Source organism: Shinella zoogloeoides, assembly GCF_022682305.1.
GTDB classification, from domain to species: Bacteria; Pseudomonadota; Alphaproteobacteria; order Rhizobiales; family Rhizobiaceae; genus Shinella; species Shinella zoogloeoides_B.
The window spans coordinates 1449501-1468992 of record NZ_CP093528.1 but is presented as its reverse complement, the minus strand read 5'-3'; the positions used below and the strand labels follow the sequence as shown (position 1 = coordinate 1468992).

General features: G+C 62.0%; 27 protein-coding genes. 17 read left to right on the top strand and 10 right to left on the bottom strand.

The features are described from left to right. Positions 1-23: 23 nt before the first annotated feature. The 5 genes from MOE34_RS07600 to MOE34_RS07580 all read left to right on the top strand — a co-directional run bounded on the left by MOE34_RS07600 (position 24) and on the right by MOE34_RS07580 (position 3405). The gene (locus MOE34_RS07600; RefSeq protein WP_004099038.1) at positions 24-728 is read left to right on the top strand and encodes a glutathione S-transferase N-terminal domain-containing protein; all 705 of its coding nucleotides are present in this window, start codon (positions 24-26) and stop codon (positions 726-728) included. After that, positions 725-1693 carry a magnesium and cobalt transport protein CorA gene (locus MOE34_RS07595; protein WP_242222589.1) on the top strand — a complete coding sequence of 323 codons (969 nt, stop codon included), beginning with the start codon at positions 725-727 and terminating at the stop codon, positions 1691-1693. Before MOE34_RS07600 ends, MOE34_RS07595 begins: the two co-directional genes overlap by 4 nt. 94 nt (positions 1694-1787) lie before the next feature. Next, complete coding sequence (locus MOE34_RS07590; protein WP_018429623.1) at positions 1788-2360, top strand: hypothetical protein; 573 nt, start codon at positions 1788-1790, stop codon at positions 2358-2360. Between the two features lie 87 nt (positions 2361-2447). Then, a complete protein-coding gene (locus MOE34_RS07585) occupies positions 2448-2897 on the top strand; it encodes a hypothetical protein (RefSeq protein WP_018429624.1) in 450 nt (149 codons plus the stop codon). 79 nt (positions 2898-2976) lie between these two features. Next, a complete protein-coding gene (locus tag MOE34_RS07580; RefSeq protein WP_018429625.1) occupies positions 2977-3405 on the top strand; it encodes a RidA family protein in 429 nt (142 codons plus the stop codon). 30 nt (positions 3406-3435) lie between these two features. Here the strand turns inward: MOE34_RS07580 and MOE34_RS07575 are convergent, their stop codons facing one another. The 6 genes from MOE34_RS07575 to MOE34_RS07550 form a co-directional block, all read right to left on the bottom strand. Continuing rightward, positions 3436-4707, bottom strand: a complete 1272-nt coding sequence (locus tag MOE34_RS07575; protein ID WP_242222587.1) for an MFS transporter — start codon at positions 4705-4707, stop codon at positions 3436-3438. Between the two features lie 8 nt (positions 4708-4715). Next, positions 4716-5207 (bottom strand): DM13 domain-containing protein, encoded by a 492-nt coding sequence (locus MOE34_RS07570; RefSeq protein WP_018429627.1) that lies wholly within the window; start codon positions 5205-5207, stop codon positions 4716-4718. Positions 5208-5210: 3 nt separating this feature from the next. Beyond that, a complete protein-coding gene (locus tag MOE34_RS07565) occupies positions 5211-5681 on the bottom strand; it encodes a TlpA family protein disulfide reductase (RefSeq protein WP_242222584.1) in 471 nt (156 codons plus the stop codon). A gap of 151 nt (positions 5682-5832) precedes the next feature. After that, positions 5833-6138, bottom strand: a complete 306-nt coding sequence (locus tag MOE34_RS07560) for a DUF1330 domain-containing protein (RefSeq protein WP_242222580.1) — start codon at positions 6136-6138, stop codon at positions 5833-5835. A 47-nt stretch (positions 6139-6185) separates the two neighbouring features. Further along, positions 6186-6617 carry a GlcG/HbpS family heme-binding protein gene (locus tag MOE34_RS07555; RefSeq protein ID WP_242222578.1) on the bottom strand — a complete coding sequence of 144 codons (432 nt, stop codon included), beginning with the start codon at positions 6615-6617 and terminating at the stop codon, positions 6186-6188. A gap of 73 nt (positions 6618-6690) precedes the next feature. Continuing rightward, positions 6691-7704, bottom strand: coding sequence for a zinc-binding alcohol dehydrogenase family protein (locus MOE34_RS07550; RefSeq protein ID WP_242222576.1), 1014 nt, complete (start codon positions 7702-7704; stop codon positions 6691-6693). A 605-nt stretch (positions 7705-8309) separates the two neighbouring features. Between MOE34_RS07550 and MOE34_RS07545 the strand changes: the two genes are divergently transcribed. The 8 genes from MOE34_RS07545 (at position 8310) to MOE34_RS25485 (ending at position 13070) form a co-directional block, all read left to right on the top strand. Further along, the gene (locus tag MOE34_RS07545) at positions 8310-8915 is read left to right on the top strand and encodes a sulfite oxidase-like oxidoreductase (RefSeq protein ID WP_242222574.1); all 606 of its coding nucleotides are present in this window, start codon (positions 8310-8312) and stop codon (positions 8913-8915) included. Continuing rightward, positions 8908-9651 (top strand): ferredoxin reductase, encoded by a 744-nt coding sequence (locus tag MOE34_RS07540; RefSeq protein ID WP_242222572.1) that lies wholly within the window; start codon positions 8908-8910, stop codon positions 9649-9651. The genes MOE34_RS07545 and MOE34_RS07540 overlap by 8 nt, the downstream gene beginning before the upstream one ends. A 65-nt stretch (positions 9652-9716) precedes the next feature. Then, positions 9717-10982, top strand: coding sequence for a thiolase family protein (locus tag MOE34_RS07535; protein ID WP_242222570.1), 1266 nt, complete (start codon positions 9717-9719; stop codon positions 10980-10982). A 52-nt stretch (positions 10983-11034) separates the two neighbouring features. Beyond that, positions 11035-11307: a glutaredoxin 3 gene (grxC, locus tag MOE34_RS07530; protein ID WP_242222568.1), complete on the top strand. Its 273-nt coding sequence runs from the start codon at positions 11035-11037 to the stop codon at positions 11305-11307. A 66-nt stretch (positions 11308-11373) separates the two neighbouring features. Continuing rightward, positions 11374-11655: a DUF427 domain-containing protein gene (locus tag MOE34_RS07525; protein WP_242222566.1), complete on the top strand. Its 282-nt coding sequence runs from the start codon at positions 11374-11376 to the stop codon at positions 11653-11655. A 166-nt stretch (positions 11656-11821) separates the two neighbouring features. Continuing rightward, positions 11822-12088, top strand: coding sequence for a hypothetical protein (locus tag MOE34_RS07520; protein ID WP_242222565.1), 267 nt, complete (start codon positions 11822-11824; stop codon positions 12086-12088). A 259-nt stretch (positions 12089-12347) separates the two neighbouring features. Then, positions 12348-12782, top strand: a complete 435-nt coding sequence (locus tag MOE34_RS07515) for a Dps family protein (RefSeq protein ID WP_142172135.1) — start codon at positions 12348-12350, stop codon at positions 12780-12782. 51 nt (positions 12783-12833) lie between these two features. Beyond that, the gene (locus MOE34_RS25485) at positions 12834-13070 is read left to right on the top strand and encodes a peptide-methionine (S)-S-oxide reductase (protein WP_347342754.1); all 237 of its coding nucleotides are present in this window, start codon (positions 12834-12836) and stop codon (positions 13068-13070) included. Between the two features lie 35 nt (positions 13071-13105). Here MOE34_RS25485 and MOE34_RS07510 read toward each other — a convergent pair whose 3' ends face one another. Together MOE34_RS07510 and bdcA are read right to left on the bottom strand one after the other, a co-directional pair. Continuing rightward, complete coding sequence (locus MOE34_RS07510; protein WP_026227544.1) at positions 13106-13759, bottom strand: NADPH-dependent F420 reductase; 654 nt, start codon at positions 13757-13759, stop codon at positions 13106-13108. A gap of 19 nt (positions 13760-13778) precedes the next feature. Continuing rightward, positions 13779-14492 (bottom strand): SDR family oxidoreductase, encoded by a 714-nt coding sequence (gene bdcA, locus MOE34_RS07505; protein WP_026227545.1) that lies wholly within the window; start codon positions 14490-14492, stop codon positions 13779-13781. A 71-nt stretch (positions 14493-14563) separates the two neighbouring features. Here bdcA and MOE34_RS07500 point away from each other — a divergent pair, with 71 nt between their 5' ends. Continuing rightward, positions 14564-15157, top strand: a complete 594-nt coding sequence (locus tag MOE34_RS07500; RefSeq protein ID WP_018429645.1) for a TetR/AcrR family transcriptional regulator — start codon at positions 14564-14566, stop codon at positions 15155-15157. Between the two features lie 583 nt (positions 15158-15740). After that, positions 15741-16151: an Rv2175c family DNA-binding protein gene (locus MOE34_RS07495; RefSeq protein ID WP_242222563.1), complete on the top strand. Its 411-nt coding sequence runs from the start codon at positions 15741-15743 to the stop codon at positions 16149-16151. A 23-nt stretch (positions 16152-16174) separates the two neighbouring features. Here the strand turns inward: MOE34_RS07495 and MOE34_RS07490 are convergent, their stop codons facing one another. After that, positions 16175-16351: a type IV toxin-antitoxin system AbiEi family antitoxin domain-containing protein gene (locus tag MOE34_RS07490; protein WP_242222561.1), complete on the bottom strand. Its 177-nt coding sequence runs from the start codon at positions 16349-16351 to the stop codon at positions 16175-16177. Positions 16352-16627: 276 nt separating this feature from the next. Beyond that, complete coding sequence (locus MOE34_RS07485; RefSeq protein ID WP_242222559.1) at positions 16628-16834, bottom strand: hypothetical protein; 207 nt, start codon at positions 16832-16834, stop codon at positions 16628-16630. A gap of 225 nt (positions 16835-17059) precedes the next feature. Between MOE34_RS07485 and MOE34_RS07480 the strand changes: the two genes are divergently transcribed. Beyond that, entirely contained in the window at positions 17060-18325 is a 1266-nt protein-coding gene (locus MOE34_RS07480; protein ID WP_242222557.1) for an SAM-dependent methyltransferase, read from the top strand. A gap of 123 nt (positions 18326-18448) precedes the next feature. Continuing rightward, positions 18449-19489 (top strand): cysteine synthase A, encoded by a 1041-nt coding sequence (locus MOE34_RS07475; protein WP_242222555.1) that lies wholly within the window; start codon positions 18449-18451, stop codon positions 19487-19489. The last annotated feature ends 3 nt before the right edge of the window (positions 19490-19492 follow it).

Genomic DNA, 19492 nt, shown 5'->3' with positions numbered 1-19492 from the left:
CGTCGCAGTGCCAGGATCCAGATATGACAGACCTCTCCTCCTTTCCCATCACGCAGCGCTGGCCAGCATCTTATCCGGATCGCTTGCAACTATACGCGGCCCCCACGCCCAACGGCGTCAAGGTCTCGATGATGCTGGAGGAGACTGGCCTGCCGTATGAGCCCCACTTCGTCGACATCTCGAACAACGAGTCGAAGGATCCAGCGTTCGTGTCGTTGAATCCCAACGGCCGCATACCCGCGATCATCGATCCGGCTGGCCCTGACGGCCAGCCCATTGGCATATGGGAAACCGGTGCGATCCTCATCTATCTGGCCGACAAGACGGGGCAGCTCATCTCAACAACACCCGCCCAGCGGTACGAGACTCTGGCCTGGGTGTTCTTTCAGGTGTCGGGCGTTGGGCCGACCTTCGGACAGCTAGGCTTTTTCCTGCGATTTGCCGGCAAGGACTATGAGGACAAGCGACCTCGGCAGCGCTTTGTTGATGAATCCAGGCGTCTTCTCGGGGTCCTGGATCACCGGCTGGAGGGCCGCGAATGGATTGTCGATGATTACTCGATCGCGGACATTGCGACGTTTGGCTGGGTGAATGCGCTGGTCGAATTCTACGCAGCGGGCGACATCCTCGGCCTAAGCAGCTATTCGAACGTGCAGGCATGGCTCGAACGCGGGCTGGCGCGACCGGCTGTACAGCGTGGCCTGCGAATTCCTGCGAGGCCTGCATGACCATTATCGCCGCATATTATTACAACGAAGGTAAGCGAGTCCGTGAAATCAGGCTCGATGAGCACGTCGAACTAAACGAGAATCGCTCGGGCTTCTGCTGGATCGCGCTTAGCGAGCCCACCGCAGACGAACTCAGCGCGATCCAGACGACGTATAACCTCCATCCTTTGGCGATCGACAACGCCATGCACCCGCTGTGCCCGCCCAAGCTCGAGGTCTACAACGATGAGTTGTACGTCGTCGCCCAGACCGCCGAGCTGGTCGGCGACCGGATCAGCTACGGCAAGATGGCGATCTTCACCGGTCACAATCACCTTATCACCGTGCGGCACGGCAATGCCGGAGCGCTGGGCAAACTTCGGGAGCAACTCGAGGCATCGCCGACGCAGTTCGGCAAGGGTGTCGACTATGTGCTGCACGCGATCTTGCACCGAGTGGTCGACCAGTATCTGCCCATCTTCGAAATGATCGAGGACGACGTCCTGGCGATGGAGCGACGGTCGCTGCACGATTTCCTCGGGCCAGAAGAGGTGGCGCGAATCTTCGAACTAAGGTCCGAACTCACGCGGTTCCAGCGCACGCTCGGGGCTATGGCCGAGCTGGTGCGAAAGCTCGTTCGCGGCCACTTTCCCTGCATCAGCTCCGAAATGACACCATATTTCCACGACGTCGCGGACCATGTCCACCGAGTGCAGTCCATGGTCGACGGCCTCCTGCATGTCCTGTCCACGGTCTTCGAGGCCAGCAGCCTTCTGGAAGCGCAAAGGATCGGTGTGGTCACTCGCCAGCTCGCGGCCTGGGCGGCGATCTTGACGGTCCCGACGGCGATCGCCGGAATATATGGCATGAACTTCAAGCACATGCCGGAACTGGACACGCCATATGGCTACTTCGTCGTGCTCGGAGTGATAGCGGTGTTCTGCCTTCTCCTGTTCATGCGCTTCAAGAAGGCCAAGTGGCTATGAGTAACGCACTTCGCGAGCTTCTCCGTCCGCCGCCGAGTCACAGCGCGCTTTGTGCGCGAGCGTGTCCAATCCAGTTCAAGATGAAGGTGCTTCCATGACCTCCCAGGTGACCGATGTTCTAGAAGCAGTCCAGTCATTCATCGCCAAAGGCTATGACCGCGAATACCGCGTCAAGGACGGCAATCTCGTCGATCTCGAACTAGGGTCAACCCTCGATGCATGCAGCATTCGCGTCGATGCGGCGTTGCGCCTCGAGAGCGGGGACGACGGCGAAGATGCCTCCAACATCTACGCGATCACCGATCCGGCGACAGAGCATAAAGGCCTGTTGATCGACGCCTTCGACGTGTTCCACGAAATCTGCCCCCGCGACTTGTCCGAGCGCCTTGTGGCGCATCGGGAAACAGCACCGGCAGGTGACCAGGACGCGCCGAGCAAGCACGGACTACGGAAAGTCTACAAGAGCGAGTTTCACAGCGATCCCGAGCGTTACGTTCTGCGCGAAGGCTTTCCAGACTTCCCGCCATGCCCTTTCGGCCAATCCTTCAGCATCCTCGGCTTCGATACCGCCGAGCAGGAATATGTCTGGCTCGTCACGAGCATCATTCGAGATGCTCGGCTGATCAGGGTTCCATACCAGGGCGAAGACGTCATCAGCGACGAATAGCGGTGTCGCTTAGCCGGAAAGGCTGACCTTCCTGGCCCACACATCTGCAGGCTGAACTTTAAGAACATCGAAAATTAGGAGGTGATTATGGACTGGAACAAGGACCACATACGAGAAACTATGCTCTTGCTGGAGACAGCAGCGTTGCACAGCGCTCGCGAAAACTACCTGGACTATGTCTCTACCGCTCGGCTCGATCGGAGCGAACCGATCGAAAACGACGAACTAGCTCAGGCCGAGGTCGCGAGCGACTTCGCTGAAGCGCTCGATGACACGCTCCATGACTACGCGGATAAACTCGAAAAGCTCAGGACAATCGATTTCGGCCCCAAGTTGGCCGTCAACGAAGGCGCTGTCGTCAAGCTGTCCGGCCGCCACTTTGTGATCGCGGTGTCAACGAGCAAGTTTACCTGTCAGGGGCGTGAGCTCATGGGCATTTCCACGATGGCGCCGATCTTCGAAGCGATCGAGGGTGCCCGAGCCGGGGAGACCGTGCAGTTCAACGGCCGGGACCTCACCGTAGAAGACGTGGAATAAAGCCCTCCACCGCAGCCGGCGCGCTAGTGCCGAACGCCCTGCATCTCTTTCTGCATGCATACGGTCACTTGCAGCCGCATTGACCTGGCTCATCAAAGGCAAACTCATGACAACACCTTCATTCTTCATCACCCCCGGATACGGGACGCGCCTGCATGACGCGCTTCATTATTCTCAGGCAATGCGCATTGGTGACCGCGTGGAGATCTCCGGACAGGGCGGATGGAACGACGATCTCGTCATTCCGGAGTCGATTGAGGAAGAGATCGAGCAGGCGTTCAAGAACGTGGAACGGACGCTCGCGACCGCCGGAGCACGCTGGCCGCATGTGGTCCACGTCAATTCCTATCACGTCGGTGGATTCCCTCCCGTGATCAACGAAACAATGGCCAAGCTGTATCGCCACTACATGCCCGACCGCGCTCCAATCTGGACGCAGTTGGGAATCGAAGCGCTGGGGCTTCCAACCATGCGTATCGAAATTCGCGTAACAGCTATCATCGCCTGACCCCGCGGTTCGTGCAGGCGCCGTGCCGCGCTAATCCCGCACGCCCTGCGCCCGCTTCTCCATGCATATCATCGTATCGAGAGATCCGGTTATCATCGGCGTGCTCGGAGAACGGGGGGCCGCCTTGGCCTGGTTGGCGCGCCTCGGCTGCCTGCGGGCGATGGCCAGCACTGCCAGGAGCGTGAGCAACGCCGCCGCATAAAGGAACAGGCCGCCAGGGCCGACGATATTCATTGCAGCTGCTCCTATTAGGGGGCCAGCGGCTGTCCCGATCCCGTTGAGCAACAGAAGCCCGCGCGCGGTGCCGAGTAGCCGACCGGCCGGAAGATCGTCGTTTGCGACGGCGAGACACAACGAATAAATCGGGATGCCAAAGCCGCCGAACAGCGCACCCGCCGCAAGGAGCAGCGGCAGAGGCGCTTCCACCGCCAACGCTACGCCGATGGCAGACGCTGCGGACGCCAGCGCCGCACCGGCGATGACAAGATTCCGGGGCACTCGATCCGAAAGCCAACCGAGTGGCCAATGGAAGGCAAGCGTTCCACCAAGAACCGCAGCCATGAAGGCGGAGATACCGCCCACATCGAGGCCGATGCTCTGGGCGAAGTTCGCGCCCATGCCCCAGAAACCACCGATAGCCAGGCCGGCCAGGAAAGCGCCAGCCGCAGCGAGAGGTGATACGAGGACGAGGTCCCTGAACGCGACCCATTCCTGTTCCACCTGGGCCGGCGGATGACTGGGCAGCAAGGTGATCGGAACCACCGCCGCTGATATCAGCAGCGACACGATGAGGAACAATGTCACGTCGGCGGGCGGTGCGATGTTGAGTAACGCCTGCCCGATTGCCCATGAGCCCATAGAGACAACTCCGAATATCGACAGGAGCTGCCCGCGCGTGGATGGCAATGCGTGGGCGTTGAGCCAACTCTCCGTTGCGAGGATCATGCCCGCGTAGGCGAAGCCGGTAGTCAGGCGAAGCGGCATCCAGGCGACCGGCTCCACGAACGCCACATGGAGAAGGGCGGTCATCGAGGCAATGGCCGCGAAGCCGGCGAAGGTTCTGACATGTCCCACGGAGACGATGATCGGTGGCAACACGAGCGCGCCGATCGTGAAACCCGCGAAGTAGAAGGACATCATCGCGCTGATCGCGCCGGTCGAGAACCCCTCATGGCCGGCTCTCACGATCAGGAGCGTGCTCAGCAGGCCATTGCCCAGCAGCAGAGCGGCGACGCTCAGCAGCAGCGCCGCCACCGGCGCGAGAACGAGGCCGCGCTTGCCCGCCGACCTCATGGTATCCATCGCCGGGCTCATTCTCGGGCCTGACTTGAGGGTTGATACTCTGCCGCACTGATGAACTGGTCGAATGCTTCACACCAGATGACGACCGTGTTGTAGGCACGGACATCGATGCCGGCAGGCACCTCGACGATGAAGCCGTTGAACGTCTTCACGTCGCCCACGCGGACTGATCTGTCCTTGATCAGGAGAAAGGCCTCCTTCGTGTCGACGAAACGTGGTGCGAGGTAGAGCTTGTAGTCAGGACCAGGGGCGAGGCGCCCGATATGGGCGATACGGTCGCGCGAGACCCGGATCTCGCCTTCCCCCCAGTGAAGCAGGTCGCTGCCTTTGAGATCGCGGGCCAGACGCCCTGCGTAGAGCGTCTCGGCTGAGATGGTCCGCAAGTCCGCCGCGTCCGGGGCCTGGGGGGCGGTCAGGATCGGCAGCGTGTAGACACCGCCCGCGAAGCCCATGGCGAGCATCGCAAGATGGGTGGCAATCAGGATGACCCAGCGCCGCATCGGTTACACCAGATCCAGTCCCTTCACGAGCTGATCGGCGTCGAGATGGAAGTCCGAGAATACGATGCGGCCGCCAGCGTCCATCACGGAGAACCAGGGCGTTCCCCGCGTGCGGTAGTCCTCCATGAAGGTGGGAAGCGTCGCGCCGGCAGGTGGCTCGTCGTGACCGAACGCGACAGGAAGCGCATACTTGAGCTGGTTCACGCGCAGCTTCTCGAAGGTGTTCTCATCCGCTCCTTCGAAGACGGTCTGGACCACCGCGAAGCCCACGCCCTTGGCGCTCAATGCACCATGCAACCTTTGTAGCGTCGGAAATCCATGCAAATGGCAGCCACGGCACCAGTGCTGGAAGGCGAAGAGGACTTTCGGGCCGGTGCCGAGATCCGATAGCTTGAGCGGCGCGATGCTTTCTCCACCCACGCCAATCCATCTCTGCACCCGCAGCTCGGGGGCTTGTCGTTCGTCGACGCTCATCTGATCCTCCAATTCCGATGCAGAAGTCCGATGAGTGGTCGCGTGTGGCGATGGCACACGAACCTCACCGCCTTGATCCCCTACAGGTTGTAGGATGCGAGTTCGCCGACAGATACCTCGTGGCCAGCGCCACCGTTCTTCCGTCGGCGTGTCACCGCCGCCCCTCAATGACAAAGGCGCGATAGCGGGAACCGGCGAAACGGTGCGCAGCGATGGTTTGGTAGGCGGGGCTATGATACCAATCACGGGCGGCCTGCATCGTCGGGAACCGCAAAATTACGGCCCCTTCGACGGGCGGCCCCTCCAAATGCTCCATCGCGCCATAAGCGGCGAGAAAGGTTACGTCGTGGCCATCGAACGATGGGCCGACGCCTGAAGAATAGGTTGCGAGTTCTTCCGGATCGGTGGTTTCTTCGCGGGTGAAGACGACGAACGCTTCCATCTTAAAGTCTTTCATAAGGTCGGATCTGCAGGCCACCGCCGCTGGCGATGGCCTTAAAGTCGTCAGGCTGGCAGCTCGAACCCGATTTTCGTGAGTGCCTCGACGCACGCATCCTGATCCTGCTGATAGTTGCCTCCGGAGATGCCGATCCCGCCGATCAACTTCCCGTCATCCAGGATCGGATAGCCTCCGCCGACAGCGACCATCCGGGGGCGATAGGCTAGCGGCGCCACTTTCGGATCGTTCGAAACATAGTCGTTCCAGACATGGGTCGGATACCCAAACGAGGCGGAACTCCAAGCCTTGTCGATGGCAACATCGACGGTGAGAAACGGCGCGTCATCAGTGCGCTCGAACGCGCGCAGGTTACCGGTGGCGTCGACGACGGCGACCGCAGCCGGGATGCCGATTGTACGTGCCGCGGCGATCGCCGCGTCGATGAGGGCGACGGCGGTTTCGCGGTTGATCGAGGCGGTGGCAATGGATTTCGTCATGGAATTTCCTTCGCCGTGGCGTAATCCGTCCGGCGTTCTTGAGGTTAGAAAAGACGTTCGGCGGTGGCAGTCATCAGAAGCCTTCGAGGACAATCTTGCCTCTTGCTGCGCCACTTTCGATCAGTGCGTGCACCGTCTTCAGATTGGCGGCATTAATTGGCGACAATTTTTCGGTTAGCGTCGTGCGAATTTTGCCGTCGTCCACCAGCACCGCCAGCGAATTGAGGATCTTGCCCTGCTCATCCATGTCGGGCGTGCCGTAGAGCGACCGTGTGAACATCAGCTCGTGGTGGATCGACACTGCCTTGCGCTTGAACAGCATGACGGCGAGCGCCTTGGGATCGTCGATGAATCCGAACCGTCCTTGCGGGGCGATCAGTTCGGCGATGTCGGATGCATGCTGCTCGGTATGCGTGGTCGAGAACACGAAAGCGGGAGCGCCGATGTTGAGCTCGGCAATCTGTGGCGCGAGCGGCCGAGAGTGGTCGATGACATGATGAGCCCCAAGCCCTTTAACCCACTCCTGGGTTTCCGGCCGAGAGGCGGTGGAGATGACGATGAGATCCGTGCGCTGTCGAGCGATCTGGATGGCGATCGACCCGACCCCACCCGCACCACCGATGATGAGGATCGCCGGCGCCGCCCCGGGAACGGGCTTCGTCACGTCCAGGCGATCGAACATGGCTTCCCAGGCCGTCAACGTCGTGAGTGGCAGCGCCGCCGCTTCCGCCCAGTCGAGCGACGCGGGTTTACGACCGACGATCCGGGCGTCGACGAGATGGAACTCCGCATTGGTGCCCGGCCTTATGAGCGATCCGGCATAATAGACCTCGTCGCCTACCGCGAACTGCGTCACTTCGGGGCCGACCTCTTGCACGATCCCGGCCGCATCCCATCCCAGCACTTTCCAATCGCCATCAGCGGGCGGCGTGCTGCTGCGGATTTTGTAGTCGACCGGGTTGACCGAGACAGCCTTCACCTCAACCAGGATATCGCCTCCTTCAGCGACAGGCCGAGGCAGATCAATGTCGACCAGAGAGGCGTCCTCGGCGATGGGTCCCGGAACCTTGTAACCAACGGCTTTCATCGGTGTCTCCAGCTTGCTGTATCCTGAAGTCTTATCGATCAGATCGAAATTTCCTCCGAAATATACTCAGGATGCAAAGATTTCGCGTGTCAGACTATGAAGGTATGCGCGCAACATATCCAATAGCGGTACGACATAGTTTCCATACCTCGGAGCCGGATTCAGAACTTTATCGAAAATAGCGGTTTATTGCTGTTCGGCGGGTGAGCATCCGGATGGAGGCGATAAGCGCCCAAGCGGTTGAGGAGTCGACCTCTCAGCGGTCGCGTTGGCAGGGGCGATCTCGCCCGCCGGTCTCACACCAACGTTGGCAAGCGACGGCGTCCGCTCGAAATCCGCTGACGGGGATACGCCTGCAATGCCGGTTCGAAGCTATCGAAACTATAGCGACAGGGTATTGGGAAATCATACTGGACTGACGCTATAGTCTTCACGCATAACCACGACTCAAAATGGTCCAACACTTTTCTCTACGCTAATAGAGAATCCGGTATTCTGATTTTCAGTGAATTGGCTCGTTCGGCGGTTGTGCGCGCAAAGATCTTTTACAGAATTCTGAACTGAATCCGGTTCTGGTCTGTCGTGACAAGCAAGGGGGTTTCGCTATGGTCACCAGAGGTTTCACAGGCCGCGGTCCAGGCGGCGACCGGTCCGATCGGATTCCGCCGGGTCAGCATCTCGTGGAGAATTTCCCTGTTCTGACGGCCGGGCCAACGCCGAACGTGGAGCCCTCCGATTGGAAATTCACCGTCAAGATCGGTCCGAAGCCGGTCAAAGTGTGGAATTGGAGCGAGTTCAACGCTCTACCGAAGACCAAGGTGACCCGAGACATTCACTGCGTCACGTCCTGGTCCAAGCTGGATACCGCGTGGGAGGGCGTACTCGTAGAAGACATCCTTGCAGATGCAGGGCTCGATCGGCCCACCGATTTCGTCTTGGCGCACTGCTACGATAACTACTCGACAAACATCCCGCTGGCGGATCTTCTCTCCGGGAAAGCGATGGTCGCCCTCAACTATGCGGGCAAGCCGCTTCCCCGCGATCATGGAGGGCCGGCGCGTCTTCTGGTTCCGCACCTTTACTTCTGGAAGTCCGCCAAATGGGTGAACGCGCTGCAATTCACAACGCGTGACGAGGCCGGATTTTGGGAGCTGCGCGGCTATCACATCTACGGCGATCCGTGGCGCGAGCAACGATACACCAATGACTGAAAACGGCGCGCAAATCGCGTGGCAGCCATGCGTAATCGACGAAATCGTCCAACAGACCCCGAGTATCAAGAGCTTCTTCCTTCGGTTGAGCAAACCGTTCGCGCACATCGCAGGGCAGCATGTCGATGTCCGGCTGACCGCGCCCGGTGGCTACAGTGCGATGCGGAGTTACTCGATCGCGTCTTCGGCAATCTCGTCTCCGATCGTCGAGCTCGCTATCGAGCGCCTACCGGATGGCGAAGTTTCGCCGTTCTTTCACGATGTCGCAGCGATCGGCGACGAAATCGAGCTTCGTGGTCCGCTCGGCGGCCATTTTCTATGGCCTGAACCTGCCATAGACCCAGTGCTGTTGATCGGGGCAGGCTCGGGCCTCGTGCCGTTGATGGCAATGATCCGGCAGCGCCGCGCACTAGCCCAGGTCGTGCCGACAGCGCTGCTCCTGTCCGCACGAACCGCTGAAGACGTTCTCTTCTCAAAAGAGCTTCATTCCATCGAAGTCAGCGATCCGGCATTCGTCTTGGCGCTGGCAATTACGCGCGAGAACCCGGTCCGCGCATCGGACTTTGCGCGACGGATCGACGGCGTGATGGTCCAAGAAATTCTGGCCCGGCTTCACCGAAAGCCCACACAAGTATTCGTTTGCGGGTCCAACGGTTTCGTCAACATCGCGACCGAGGGCGCGCTGCTGGCCGGCCTGGACCCCACCATTATCAAAACCGAGCGCTACGGTGGTTAGCGGCCCAAGCGACTGCGCGTTCCGCCGTCGCGGAAGTGCAGCCCAGAAATAGTTTGGAGATCATAATGAGCCGCTTTGCCAAACCCGTCTTCGTTGCAGCCGGCCTTCGGACCCCTTTCGGCCGCGGTGGAGGCGCGTTGGCGGCTTACGACGCCATCTCTCTGTCCGTGCCTGTCGTACAGGCGATGGCGGCGCAGGCGGAGCCCGATCTCCTCGTCTGGGGAACCGTGATTCCGAATTTGGGCTGGAGCAATATTGCTCGCGAAACCTGGCTTGATGCCAAGCTCAATCCGACTGTTCCGGCGTTCTCCGTCGTCCTGGCATGCTCGACCAGCATGACGGCGACCTTCGCTGCGGCAGGGATGCTGGGCGGAGGAACCCACCTCACCATGGTCGGCGGATCCGAAGTCATGAGCCGGCCGTCAATCGCCCTGACGGCCGATGCATCGAAGCGGCTCACCGACCTCTTTGCGCAGGATGCGACCGCCGCGCTTGCCGCCCTCCAGTCTCTGACGCCACGAGACTACGTGCTCCCCACAAAGGGCTGGGCCAACCGGATCACCGGAAGGACGATGGGTGATCATATGGAGGAGACCGCCAAGGCTTGGCGGGTCTCGCGCGTCGCGCAGGATGATTGGGCGCTCAAGAGCCACCAGCGGGCAGTCGCTGGTTGGGAACGTGGCTTCTTCGACGATCTCGTGATTTCGCTGCCTGAGCTGGCGCGCGATGCGAACCCGCGCGCCGATACGTCGCCCGAACGGCTGGCCGCACTCAAGCCCGCCTTCGATCGCGACAGCGGGAGGGGAACCCTGACCGCCGGCAACAGCTCACCGATTACGGATGGAGCCGCCGGGTGTTGGGTCGCTACCGAAGCCGGTGTGGCGAGACTCCCGGCGGGCACCCCCTACGCGCGGCTCGTCGACTACGAGATCTCTGCCGTCGATCTCCACACTGAGGGCCTGCTGATGGCGCCCTCCTATGGCATTCCGCGCCTGCTCGCGCGGCATCAACTCAGCTTCTCCGACATCGCACTCTGGGAAATCCACGAAGCCTTCGCAGCCCAGGTCCTGGCGAACGTCGCGGCCATCACCGATCGGGAGTGGGTGCGCGCGACAGCCGGTGTCCAGGCGGCTATGGGCGATTTCGACTGGGACCGCGTCAATCCCAATGGAGGCTCGGTCGCCCTGGGTCATCCGTTCGGCGCTACAGGCGCGCGCGACCTCAGCCAAGCGGTGAAGGAACTTTGGGCCATGCCGCCCGGATCGCGCGCAATCGTCAGCATCTGCGCCGACGGCGGTCAAGGCACAGTCGCCCTCCTCGAACGCGGCTGACGGTAGATCAACGCCATGACAGCGATCCGCTTCCAACTGTCGGAGACGCGATATGACAACTGATGTGCTGCTGTACATCACGAACTGGTGCCCGTTCTGCCGCCGGGCGAAGACGCTCCTCAAGGAGAAGGGCGTGCAATGGAAGGAACTCGATATCGAGGCGGATCCGGTTCACCGGCAGGCCATGACGGAAGCGTCGGGTCGAAACACCGTGCCGCAGATCTTCATCAACGGCACGCATGTCGGTGGCTCCGACGAGCTTTTCGAGCTCGATGTCAGAGGCGAACTCGACAAACTCCTCGGGCGCACGCCGCGCGCCAACTGAGGGGGCGCGGCCCGGGCAGACACCCCATGACCTCGTGCCGGTTTTTGAATGGGAAAGGAGAGTCCGTTGGTCTCAGCTATCTGGAATGACGCCACCATCGCCACAAGCAACGAGACGGTCGTCGTCGAGGGAAACCACTACTTCCCACCGTCGGCGGTCGATTTTAGCCTGCTTGAGATGAGCCCGCACACGTCCGTCTGTCCGATCAAGGGCACCGCGCGCTACTTCCATGTTCGTGTGGGCGATGCGCTCAACGCGAACGCGGCCTGGACCTATCCCGATCCGACGCCGGAAGCCGAGGGCATTCGGGATCACGTCGCTTTCTGGAAGGGCGTGGACGTTGCATAGCAGACTGGTCAGGCGGCGGCTTCGCTGATGGCCCTGTGCAAGCGCCGGCATCTCAGATCTTCCGCCCATCCCGAAGCGGCTCGGCTGAAGGACACTGCCCCGGGCCGTTCGGCGCCAACAGCGTCGAATCCTTGCGTCTCTGCCGGATCAAGACGGGTGGATTGAGATGGAGCATGCCGGGTTCGATGCCGCTTTCGCCAAGCTTGCGGAGGGATACAGCGAAGGCGCCTACGAAGGCCGGCGTTTCGGCCTGACTGTCCGGCGATCCGGGGATGGGCGCCGCAACAGCCTGTTCGCCAGGGAGTTGGCCGGGACCGACATTGTCAGCTTCAACCTCTACCGCGTTACGTCAGACAAAACCTTGCTGAAGCCGTGCGAGATGTCCGCCGAAAAGGTCGTGGCGTTCGTGCTGGATTTCCGACCGGACCCCTGACGGGCAGGTGGAGGTCCAGGCCGACCGGTCCGCCTGCGACACCCGCCCCCCAACGATTGCGCATGTCGCTCAAAGGCATCGAAACTATAGCCGCTGATCATTGGACTTCGTCTGGCGATGAATTCATCTTCTATACATCGCCATCCGTGGGGGAATCGGCGCTGGATCCCGTGTAAGCCAGATTGAGAAAGTCTAATCGATGACGAACAATAATGACGCCACCCTTCCAACACCTTCTGATCTTGACGGATGCGCGGCGATGACTGTCGCCGACGCTCTGAAGATTATTTTGGCGAACAGCTACGCGATCTACCTGAAGACAAAAAATTTCCACTGGCACGTCTCCGGACCCTACTTCAGGGACTATCACCTGCTTCTTGATGAGCAGGCCGCAGAGATCCTCGCCGCCACCGATGCGATCGCCGAGCGCGCCCGAAAAACGGGCAACACCACCATACGATCGATCGGCGATATCGCGCGCCACCAGACCATCAAGGACAATGATGCTGAGTTCGTGACGCCGCAGGACATGCTGGGTGAGCTCCGCGCCGACAATCTCCACATGGTCGAGTCGTTTCGCCGCGCAAAGGACGTCGCGGACAAGGCGAAGGATAATGCGACGTCCGGCCTGATCGATGCTTGGACGGACGAGGCTGAGCGCCGTGCCTGGTTCCTCTTCGAAATCAGCCGCTAGCGCTTTACCGGGCAAACCTACGTCAGGAATGACGCCTGGGCGTGCGAGGTGATGATGGCGAAGGCCGGCTTTGGAGGGGGATGCCATTGGTGCACAGAGGGAGTGTTCCAGGCGTTGCGCGGCGTCGACCAGGTCGACCAGGGCTTTGTCCGGTCGGACGCGCCGGCAGATAGGCCTTGTCGGCGGGATCGCGGATCGCTGCTGCCCTCTCAGCGATACCGACCGCGGCAGGCGCAGGCCGACATGAACGTGATGCCGGCGCGGGCGAGAACGGCGAAGACCTCGTAGGCATGGGCGGTGTGGTCGGGCAGAGGCAGTCTGCCCTATCTCGGTGGGAGCGGTGTCGCCTTGGCAAGGTTCGCAATCAGCGCGGGACGCGTTTGATGGTCGTGCGCGTGCCATGCGGGCTGACCCGGAGCGCTCCGCCAGGACTCGCTAAGCGGGCTGTTGTCCGCCGTGTCGAAGCCGAACTGGTCGTACAGTCGCGTGACCAGCGCCACCGCTTCGGGATAGTCGCTCGACACCGACAGCGCGTGCCGCCCCGGCGTGCCAGCGGGCCGCGCCGACAGCAACAGGCGCGGTGCCTGGATATGCGTGAACGCCTTCGCGACCTTGGACGTTGGCAGCTGATCCTGCCGCAGTTCGTGCTCGGTCTTCGCGCCGGTATCGACGAGGGCATAGCGCCCGTCGCGCCACGGCATATAGTTGTTGGTGTCGAGCACGATCTTGTTCGCCAGTTGCGCCACGGGCATGTCGTTGACCAGCTTGAGCGGGACCGCGATCACGACGAATTCTCCCGCCTCCGCCGCACCGGCAGCGGTCGCGGCGCGGGCAGGCGGCCCGAGCTCCGCGACCAGCCCGGCCAGGGTTTCGGGCCCCCGCGAGTTGGCGATGACAACCCGATAGCCGTTGGCGATGGCGGCGCGGGCAATCTGGCTGCCGACCTCGCCCGCGCCGATGATGCCGATGGTGGTCATCGGCGCGGGCGAGGTCGGATCAGGCACCGAACGCGCCGTCGATGGTGTGCATGGCGCCCGTAACGAACCCCGCCTCCGGGCCGGCGAGGTACGCCACCATGCCCGCGACTTCCTCTGGCCGCCCGTGGCGCTTGATCGCCATGAAGCTGTGCAGCAGCTCCTTCATCGGTCCGTCCGCCGGATTGGCGTCGGTGTCGATCGGGCCGGGCTGCACCACATTAATCGTGATCCCGCGGGACCCGAAGTCGCGTGCCAGCCCGCGCGCCATCCCTTGCAGCGCAGACTTGCTGAGCGCGTAGGAGGACATGCCTGGAACGGGCATCCGGTCGCCGTTCACCGATCCGATGACGATGATCCGGCCACCCTGGGGCATCTGGCGCGCGGCCTCGACCGAGGCATGATAGGGCGCGTGGATATTGATCCGGAACAGCCGGTCGATTGCGTCCGGATCCTGCTCCAGAGAATCGCCGAAAACACCGATTCCGGCATTGACGACCAGCACGTCGAGCGCGCCACTGTCCTTCACGCGCGCGATCACCGCGTCGCGATCCGCGCTGTCCGTCTCGACAGCGGTGCTGCCCGTTTCGGCCGCCAGCGCGTGGGCCGCGTCAGGCGAACCGGAATAGGTAAAGGTCACCTTCGCGCCATCTGCCACAAAACGCCGAACGATCGCCGCGCCGATCCCCCGACTGCCACCCAGCACGAGAACGGATTTCGCCTCAAACACACCCATCGGACTTTCCTTGATCAATAACTTACGACTCGCTACATAAACGACTTGAAAGACCCGTCAAGGTATTTGTAGTGGTTCATACAAAATTATCCCGCGCACGCGGCAGACCGCGCCTGTTCGACCCGGACGAAGCGGTCGCGACCGCCCAGCGGCTGTTCCATTCGCGTGGCTATGATGCCGTCAGCATCGCGCACCTGACTCAGGCGATCGGGATAAACCCGCCCAGCTTCTATGCCGCCTTCGGCAGCAAGGCCGAGCTCTACAGCCGCATTCTCGATCGCTATGCCGGTACCGGCGCGATCCCGCTGTTCGATCTGCTGAACGCCGATCGCCCGGTCGCGGAATGCCTCGTCGCGGTGCTGGAAGCGGCGGCGCGGCGCTATGCCGCCGATCCGGACGCGGCGGGGTGCCTCGTTATCGAGGGTGTGCGCTGCACCGACCGCGAGGCACGCGAGGCGGCCGGAACGTTCCTTGCGGCGGCGGAGGAGGCGATCCATCGCTTCGTCGCCGCGCGCCATCCCGAACAGGCCGAGCGCGTGACCGACTATATGAGCACCGTCATGGCCGGCCTGTCCGCCAGCGCTCGCAACGGGCACGATCTCGATCGCCTGCTCGCCGCCGCCCGGCTCGCCGGGGCTGGTCTTGAGCAGGTGGTTCGCGGCTAATCCGCAAGCTCGGCAAAATGACCAGGACGTTATCGACCGGAAAGGTTGGTCGCGAACACCGCGTCGCGCTGCCGCTTCAGCGTTTGCGTGCCATCGGAGTTGGACACCTGGATATGGCCGATGGGCAATGCGCACTCCGCCAGAAAAGACTGAAGCTCCCGGGCATGTCAGCTTATCGTGCGGACGCGAAGCTGACATGCTGAAGGTCCGAAACGAGTCACTAGCGGAACTTGGGTTCAGTGCCGGAAGCGGACACTCCACGCGAGTCGGTCACAAGTACAAGCCGCCGGCTCCAGAGGCTATCGTGCCTCTGCTTCCGGCCTTATCAGACCAGGCCCAAAGGCCGACAATGCATTAGACTGAACCCGGACCACTCAATAGGGGCAGGCCAACCTTCGATCCGAACAACGAAGCGATCCGTGTGCCGAATGCGGCGAACCGGGATAGGCGCTAACGACATAGGCTGAGAAGTTCGTGGGCGCGTCGCCAGAAACGGCGTGCCCATGAACGATCCTGGCTCTGGCTCCGTTTCTTTCGTAGGCTTCGTCGGGATCAAAGGCCGATGAGGTCAGGAGGATCATCCATGCAAGCAGGAACCATAGCTGACACCGCCGTCTTGGCTGAGGCCTTCACCCGCGGTTCGGCTATGAAGCGCGGCATGCTCGTCATGGAAGGCGGGGTTCTGTCCCGCGATGAGTTCGCAGGTCGGATCGGCCTGACGCCCGAGGAACTTGAGGCCCAGCCCCTCCTTTGGCTCGATGTCGATGGCGAGCGCGCCTATCCCGCCTTCCAGATCACCGGCACCGGACTGCTTCCCGGTATGAGCGCCGTGGTCGAGGCGTTCACGATCGAGGAGCCCTGGATGCGGGTCAACTTCATGCTGACCGACGACGCTCGCCTCGGCGGCCAGCGCCCGATCGATGCGTTGCGCGAAGGCCGGATTGTCGATGTCGTCAAAGCCGCTCGGGCCCACGGCGAACACGGCGCGGCCTGACATTTCCGCGGACGAAGCTTCCATCAGGCAGCTTCTCGCTCGGCTGCGCGATAGAGGCCGTAGCCTTCCCTCACCAGCCAGCCCTCCTCGCACATCCAGGCGAGATAGTGCCGCGGGATACCGATGGCGGTAAAATCGCTTGTCCTCACGATCGTACGCTGGCGGGCGAATGCGTAGGCTTTCTCCCGCAGCGACGGCATCGGACCGCCCGCCAGACGCATGCGCTCAGCACGGTCACGATCGCGCTTCCTCTGCTGGGGCGGGTTTTTCGGGGTCGCGGCGGGAATCTGAAAGAGATAGTTCGCATCTTCGTCGACCCCGGCGAGCCAGATTTTGAAGGGCTGCGCTGACTAGCGCGGCCCTTCTGCTTTTCGGCCGGAGGCGCGAAAAGCAGATCTCCCGATCATTCATTGACGGTAAGCGCGCTTCAGTCGGACAAGCACGCCGAGACGTTTCGGTCCCGGCGCGCGCCGACTTCAGGGAATCATGCCCGCGCCGGTCTGGGCGGCGGCGCGCCTCGTGCCGTAGTCCCGCTCATGGGCGGTGCGGCGAAAGGCCTGGCTGCGATCGCGCAGGCGGCCGGAGGCATCGCTCAGCGGCGTTCCGACAACCCCGTCCGCATAGGTGCCAGTGGCAATGTCATCGTCGTCGGTAGGGGTGGCGTGAAAAAGTCCGAAAAGCATCGTGGCGTCTCCAGTTTCCGTCCAAACGGGCGCGCAGGCATTCCGTTCCGCAACGCACCGGATAGACGCAAAATTAACCATGCTTGCTAACAGTTCGTTAAAGGCCCGCCCCTTTGTCGACCGATCCGGCCGTTTTTTTGATCCGGCCTGTCACGATTCACGACTTGGCGTTCCGATCTATTGCGGCTAGCCTTCCCTTGCGTCGGGTTGACAGAGGGGCAATCGATGACGACTGAAATGATTTCAGGAACGGTATTTTCGGGCCATGAGCCGCTGACGGCCGATAATTTCTCGGCGCGCACGAAGGGATTGCCCTTTCGCGCCCAGATGGTTCTTCGCGGGTTGCTCGGCCTCGAAGCCGGCACGCTGGCAATGACGATACCGGGCGGACAGACCTTCGTGATCGCCGGGAGCGCTCCCGGCCCGCATGCCGCGGTAACGCTCCATAACTGGAACCTCATGCACCGCGCCGTCAGCGGCGGCACAATCGGCGTCGCGGAAACCTATATGGACGGCGACTGGGAAAGCCCGGATGCCGGCGCCTTCCTCGAACTGGTCCTCATCAACACGAAGGTCGTGCGCGACTATACGAACGGCCCGCGCGGCCTTTTCCTGTTGCTCGAGAAATTCCGCCACTGGCTGAACGCCAACACCCGCCGCGGCTCGCAGCGCAACATCGCCGCACACTACGACCTTGGCAACGCCTTCTATTCCCAATGGCTCGACCCGACGATGACCTATTCCTCCGCGCTCTATTCGCGCGGCGCGAACGACCTCACCTCCGCGCAGCTCGCAAAATATCGCGCGCTGGCGGAGGCGACCGGAATCGGACCGGGTGACCACGTTCTGGAAATCGGCTGCGGCTGGGGCGGCTTTGCGGAATTTGCGGCCGGCGAGATCGGTTGCAAGGTCACGGGCCTGACGATCAGCCGGGAACAGCTCGCCTTTGCCCGCGAGCGCATGGCGAAGGCCGGCCTTGCCGACCGCGTCGAACTGAAATTCCAGGATTACCGCGACGAGACCGGCACCTACGACCGCATCGTTTCCATCGAAATGTTCGAGGCGGTGGGCGAAAAATACTGGCCGGCCTATTTCTCCAAGCTGCACGAATGCCTGAAGCCGGGCGGACGGGCGGGCCTGCAGATCATCACCATCCTGCAGGAGGCCTATGCGGAATACCGGGCCAATCCGGACTTCATCCAGAAATACGTCTTTCCCGGCGGCATGCTGCCGACCCGCGAGCACCTCTCCTCGCTGGGGCGGCAGTTCGGTCTGTCGACGGCCTCCGATATCGGCTTCGGTCACGACTATGCCCGCACGCTCGCCGAATGGCGGGACCGCTTCCGCGCCGCTTGGGAGCGCATCGTGCCGCTCGGCTTCGACGAGCGCTTCCGCAAGCTCTGGGAATTCTATTTCTATTATTGCGAGGCCGGGTTTCGGGCGCAAAACATCGATGTGCGGCAGGTGGTCTATACGCGACCCCTCGCCTGAGGCGTCGGGTGGAAAAAATGGCTCTGGAAGCCCTTTCACAAGAAACAGGATTTCTTGCAAAGCGGCGCTTGCGGGCGGAAAAGACGTTTTCAGTCCAGATACATAATGCGAGGCCCGTCTGCCATGTCCATTCTTCCATCCGTCCTCGATGCAATTGGCAACACGCCGCTGATCCGCCTCAAGGGCGCATCGGAGGCGACGGGCTGCGAAATCCTCGGCAAGGCGGAGTTTCTCAATCCCGGCCAGTCGGTGAAGGACCGTGCGGCGCTCTCCATCATCCGCGCGGCGGAACGCTCCGGCGCACTGCGCTCCGGCGGCGTCATCGTCGAGGGCACGGCTGGTAATACGGGCATCGGCCTTGCGCTGGTGGCGCAGGCGCTCGGCTATCGCACCGTCATCGTCATTCCCGAGACGCAGAGCCAGGAAAAGAAGGACGCCCTGCGCCTGCTCGGTGCGGAACTCGTCGAGGTGCCGGCCGTCCCCTACAAGAACCCGAACAACTATGTGAAGCTTTCCGGCCGCCTCGCCGAACAGCTTGCGAAGACCGAGCCGAACGGCGCGATCTGGGCCAACCAGTTCGACAACGTCGCCAACCGCAACGCCCATATCGAGACGACCGCGCCGGAAATCTGGCGCGACACGAACGGCAAGGTCGACGGCTTCGTCTCGGCCGTCGGCTCGGGCGGTACGCTTGCCGGCGTCGCCGCCGGCCTTCGCGCGAAGAACCCGAACATCAAGATCGCGCTTGCCGATCCGGATGGTGCGGCGCTCTACAGCTATTATGAGAGCGGCGAACTGAAATCCTCCGGCAGCTCGATCACCGAGGGCATCGGCCAGGGCCGCATCACGGCCAATCTCGAAGGCTTCACGCCGGATTACTCCTACAACATCCCGGATTCCGAGGCCGTTCCGCTGGTCTTCGACCTCATCGAGAATGAAGGCATCGCCGTCGGCGGCTCCTCAGGCATCAATATCGCGGGCGCAATCCGCCTCGCGAAGGACCTCGGTCCCGGCCACACGATCGTGACGATCCTCTGCGACTATGCTAACCGCTATCAGTCCAAACTCTTCAACCCGGACTTCCTCGATTCGAAGGGCCTGCCGGTTCCAGGCTGGCTGAAGGCGAAATCGGGGATCAAGGTCCCTTATCAGCCGGTCGAATAGGTC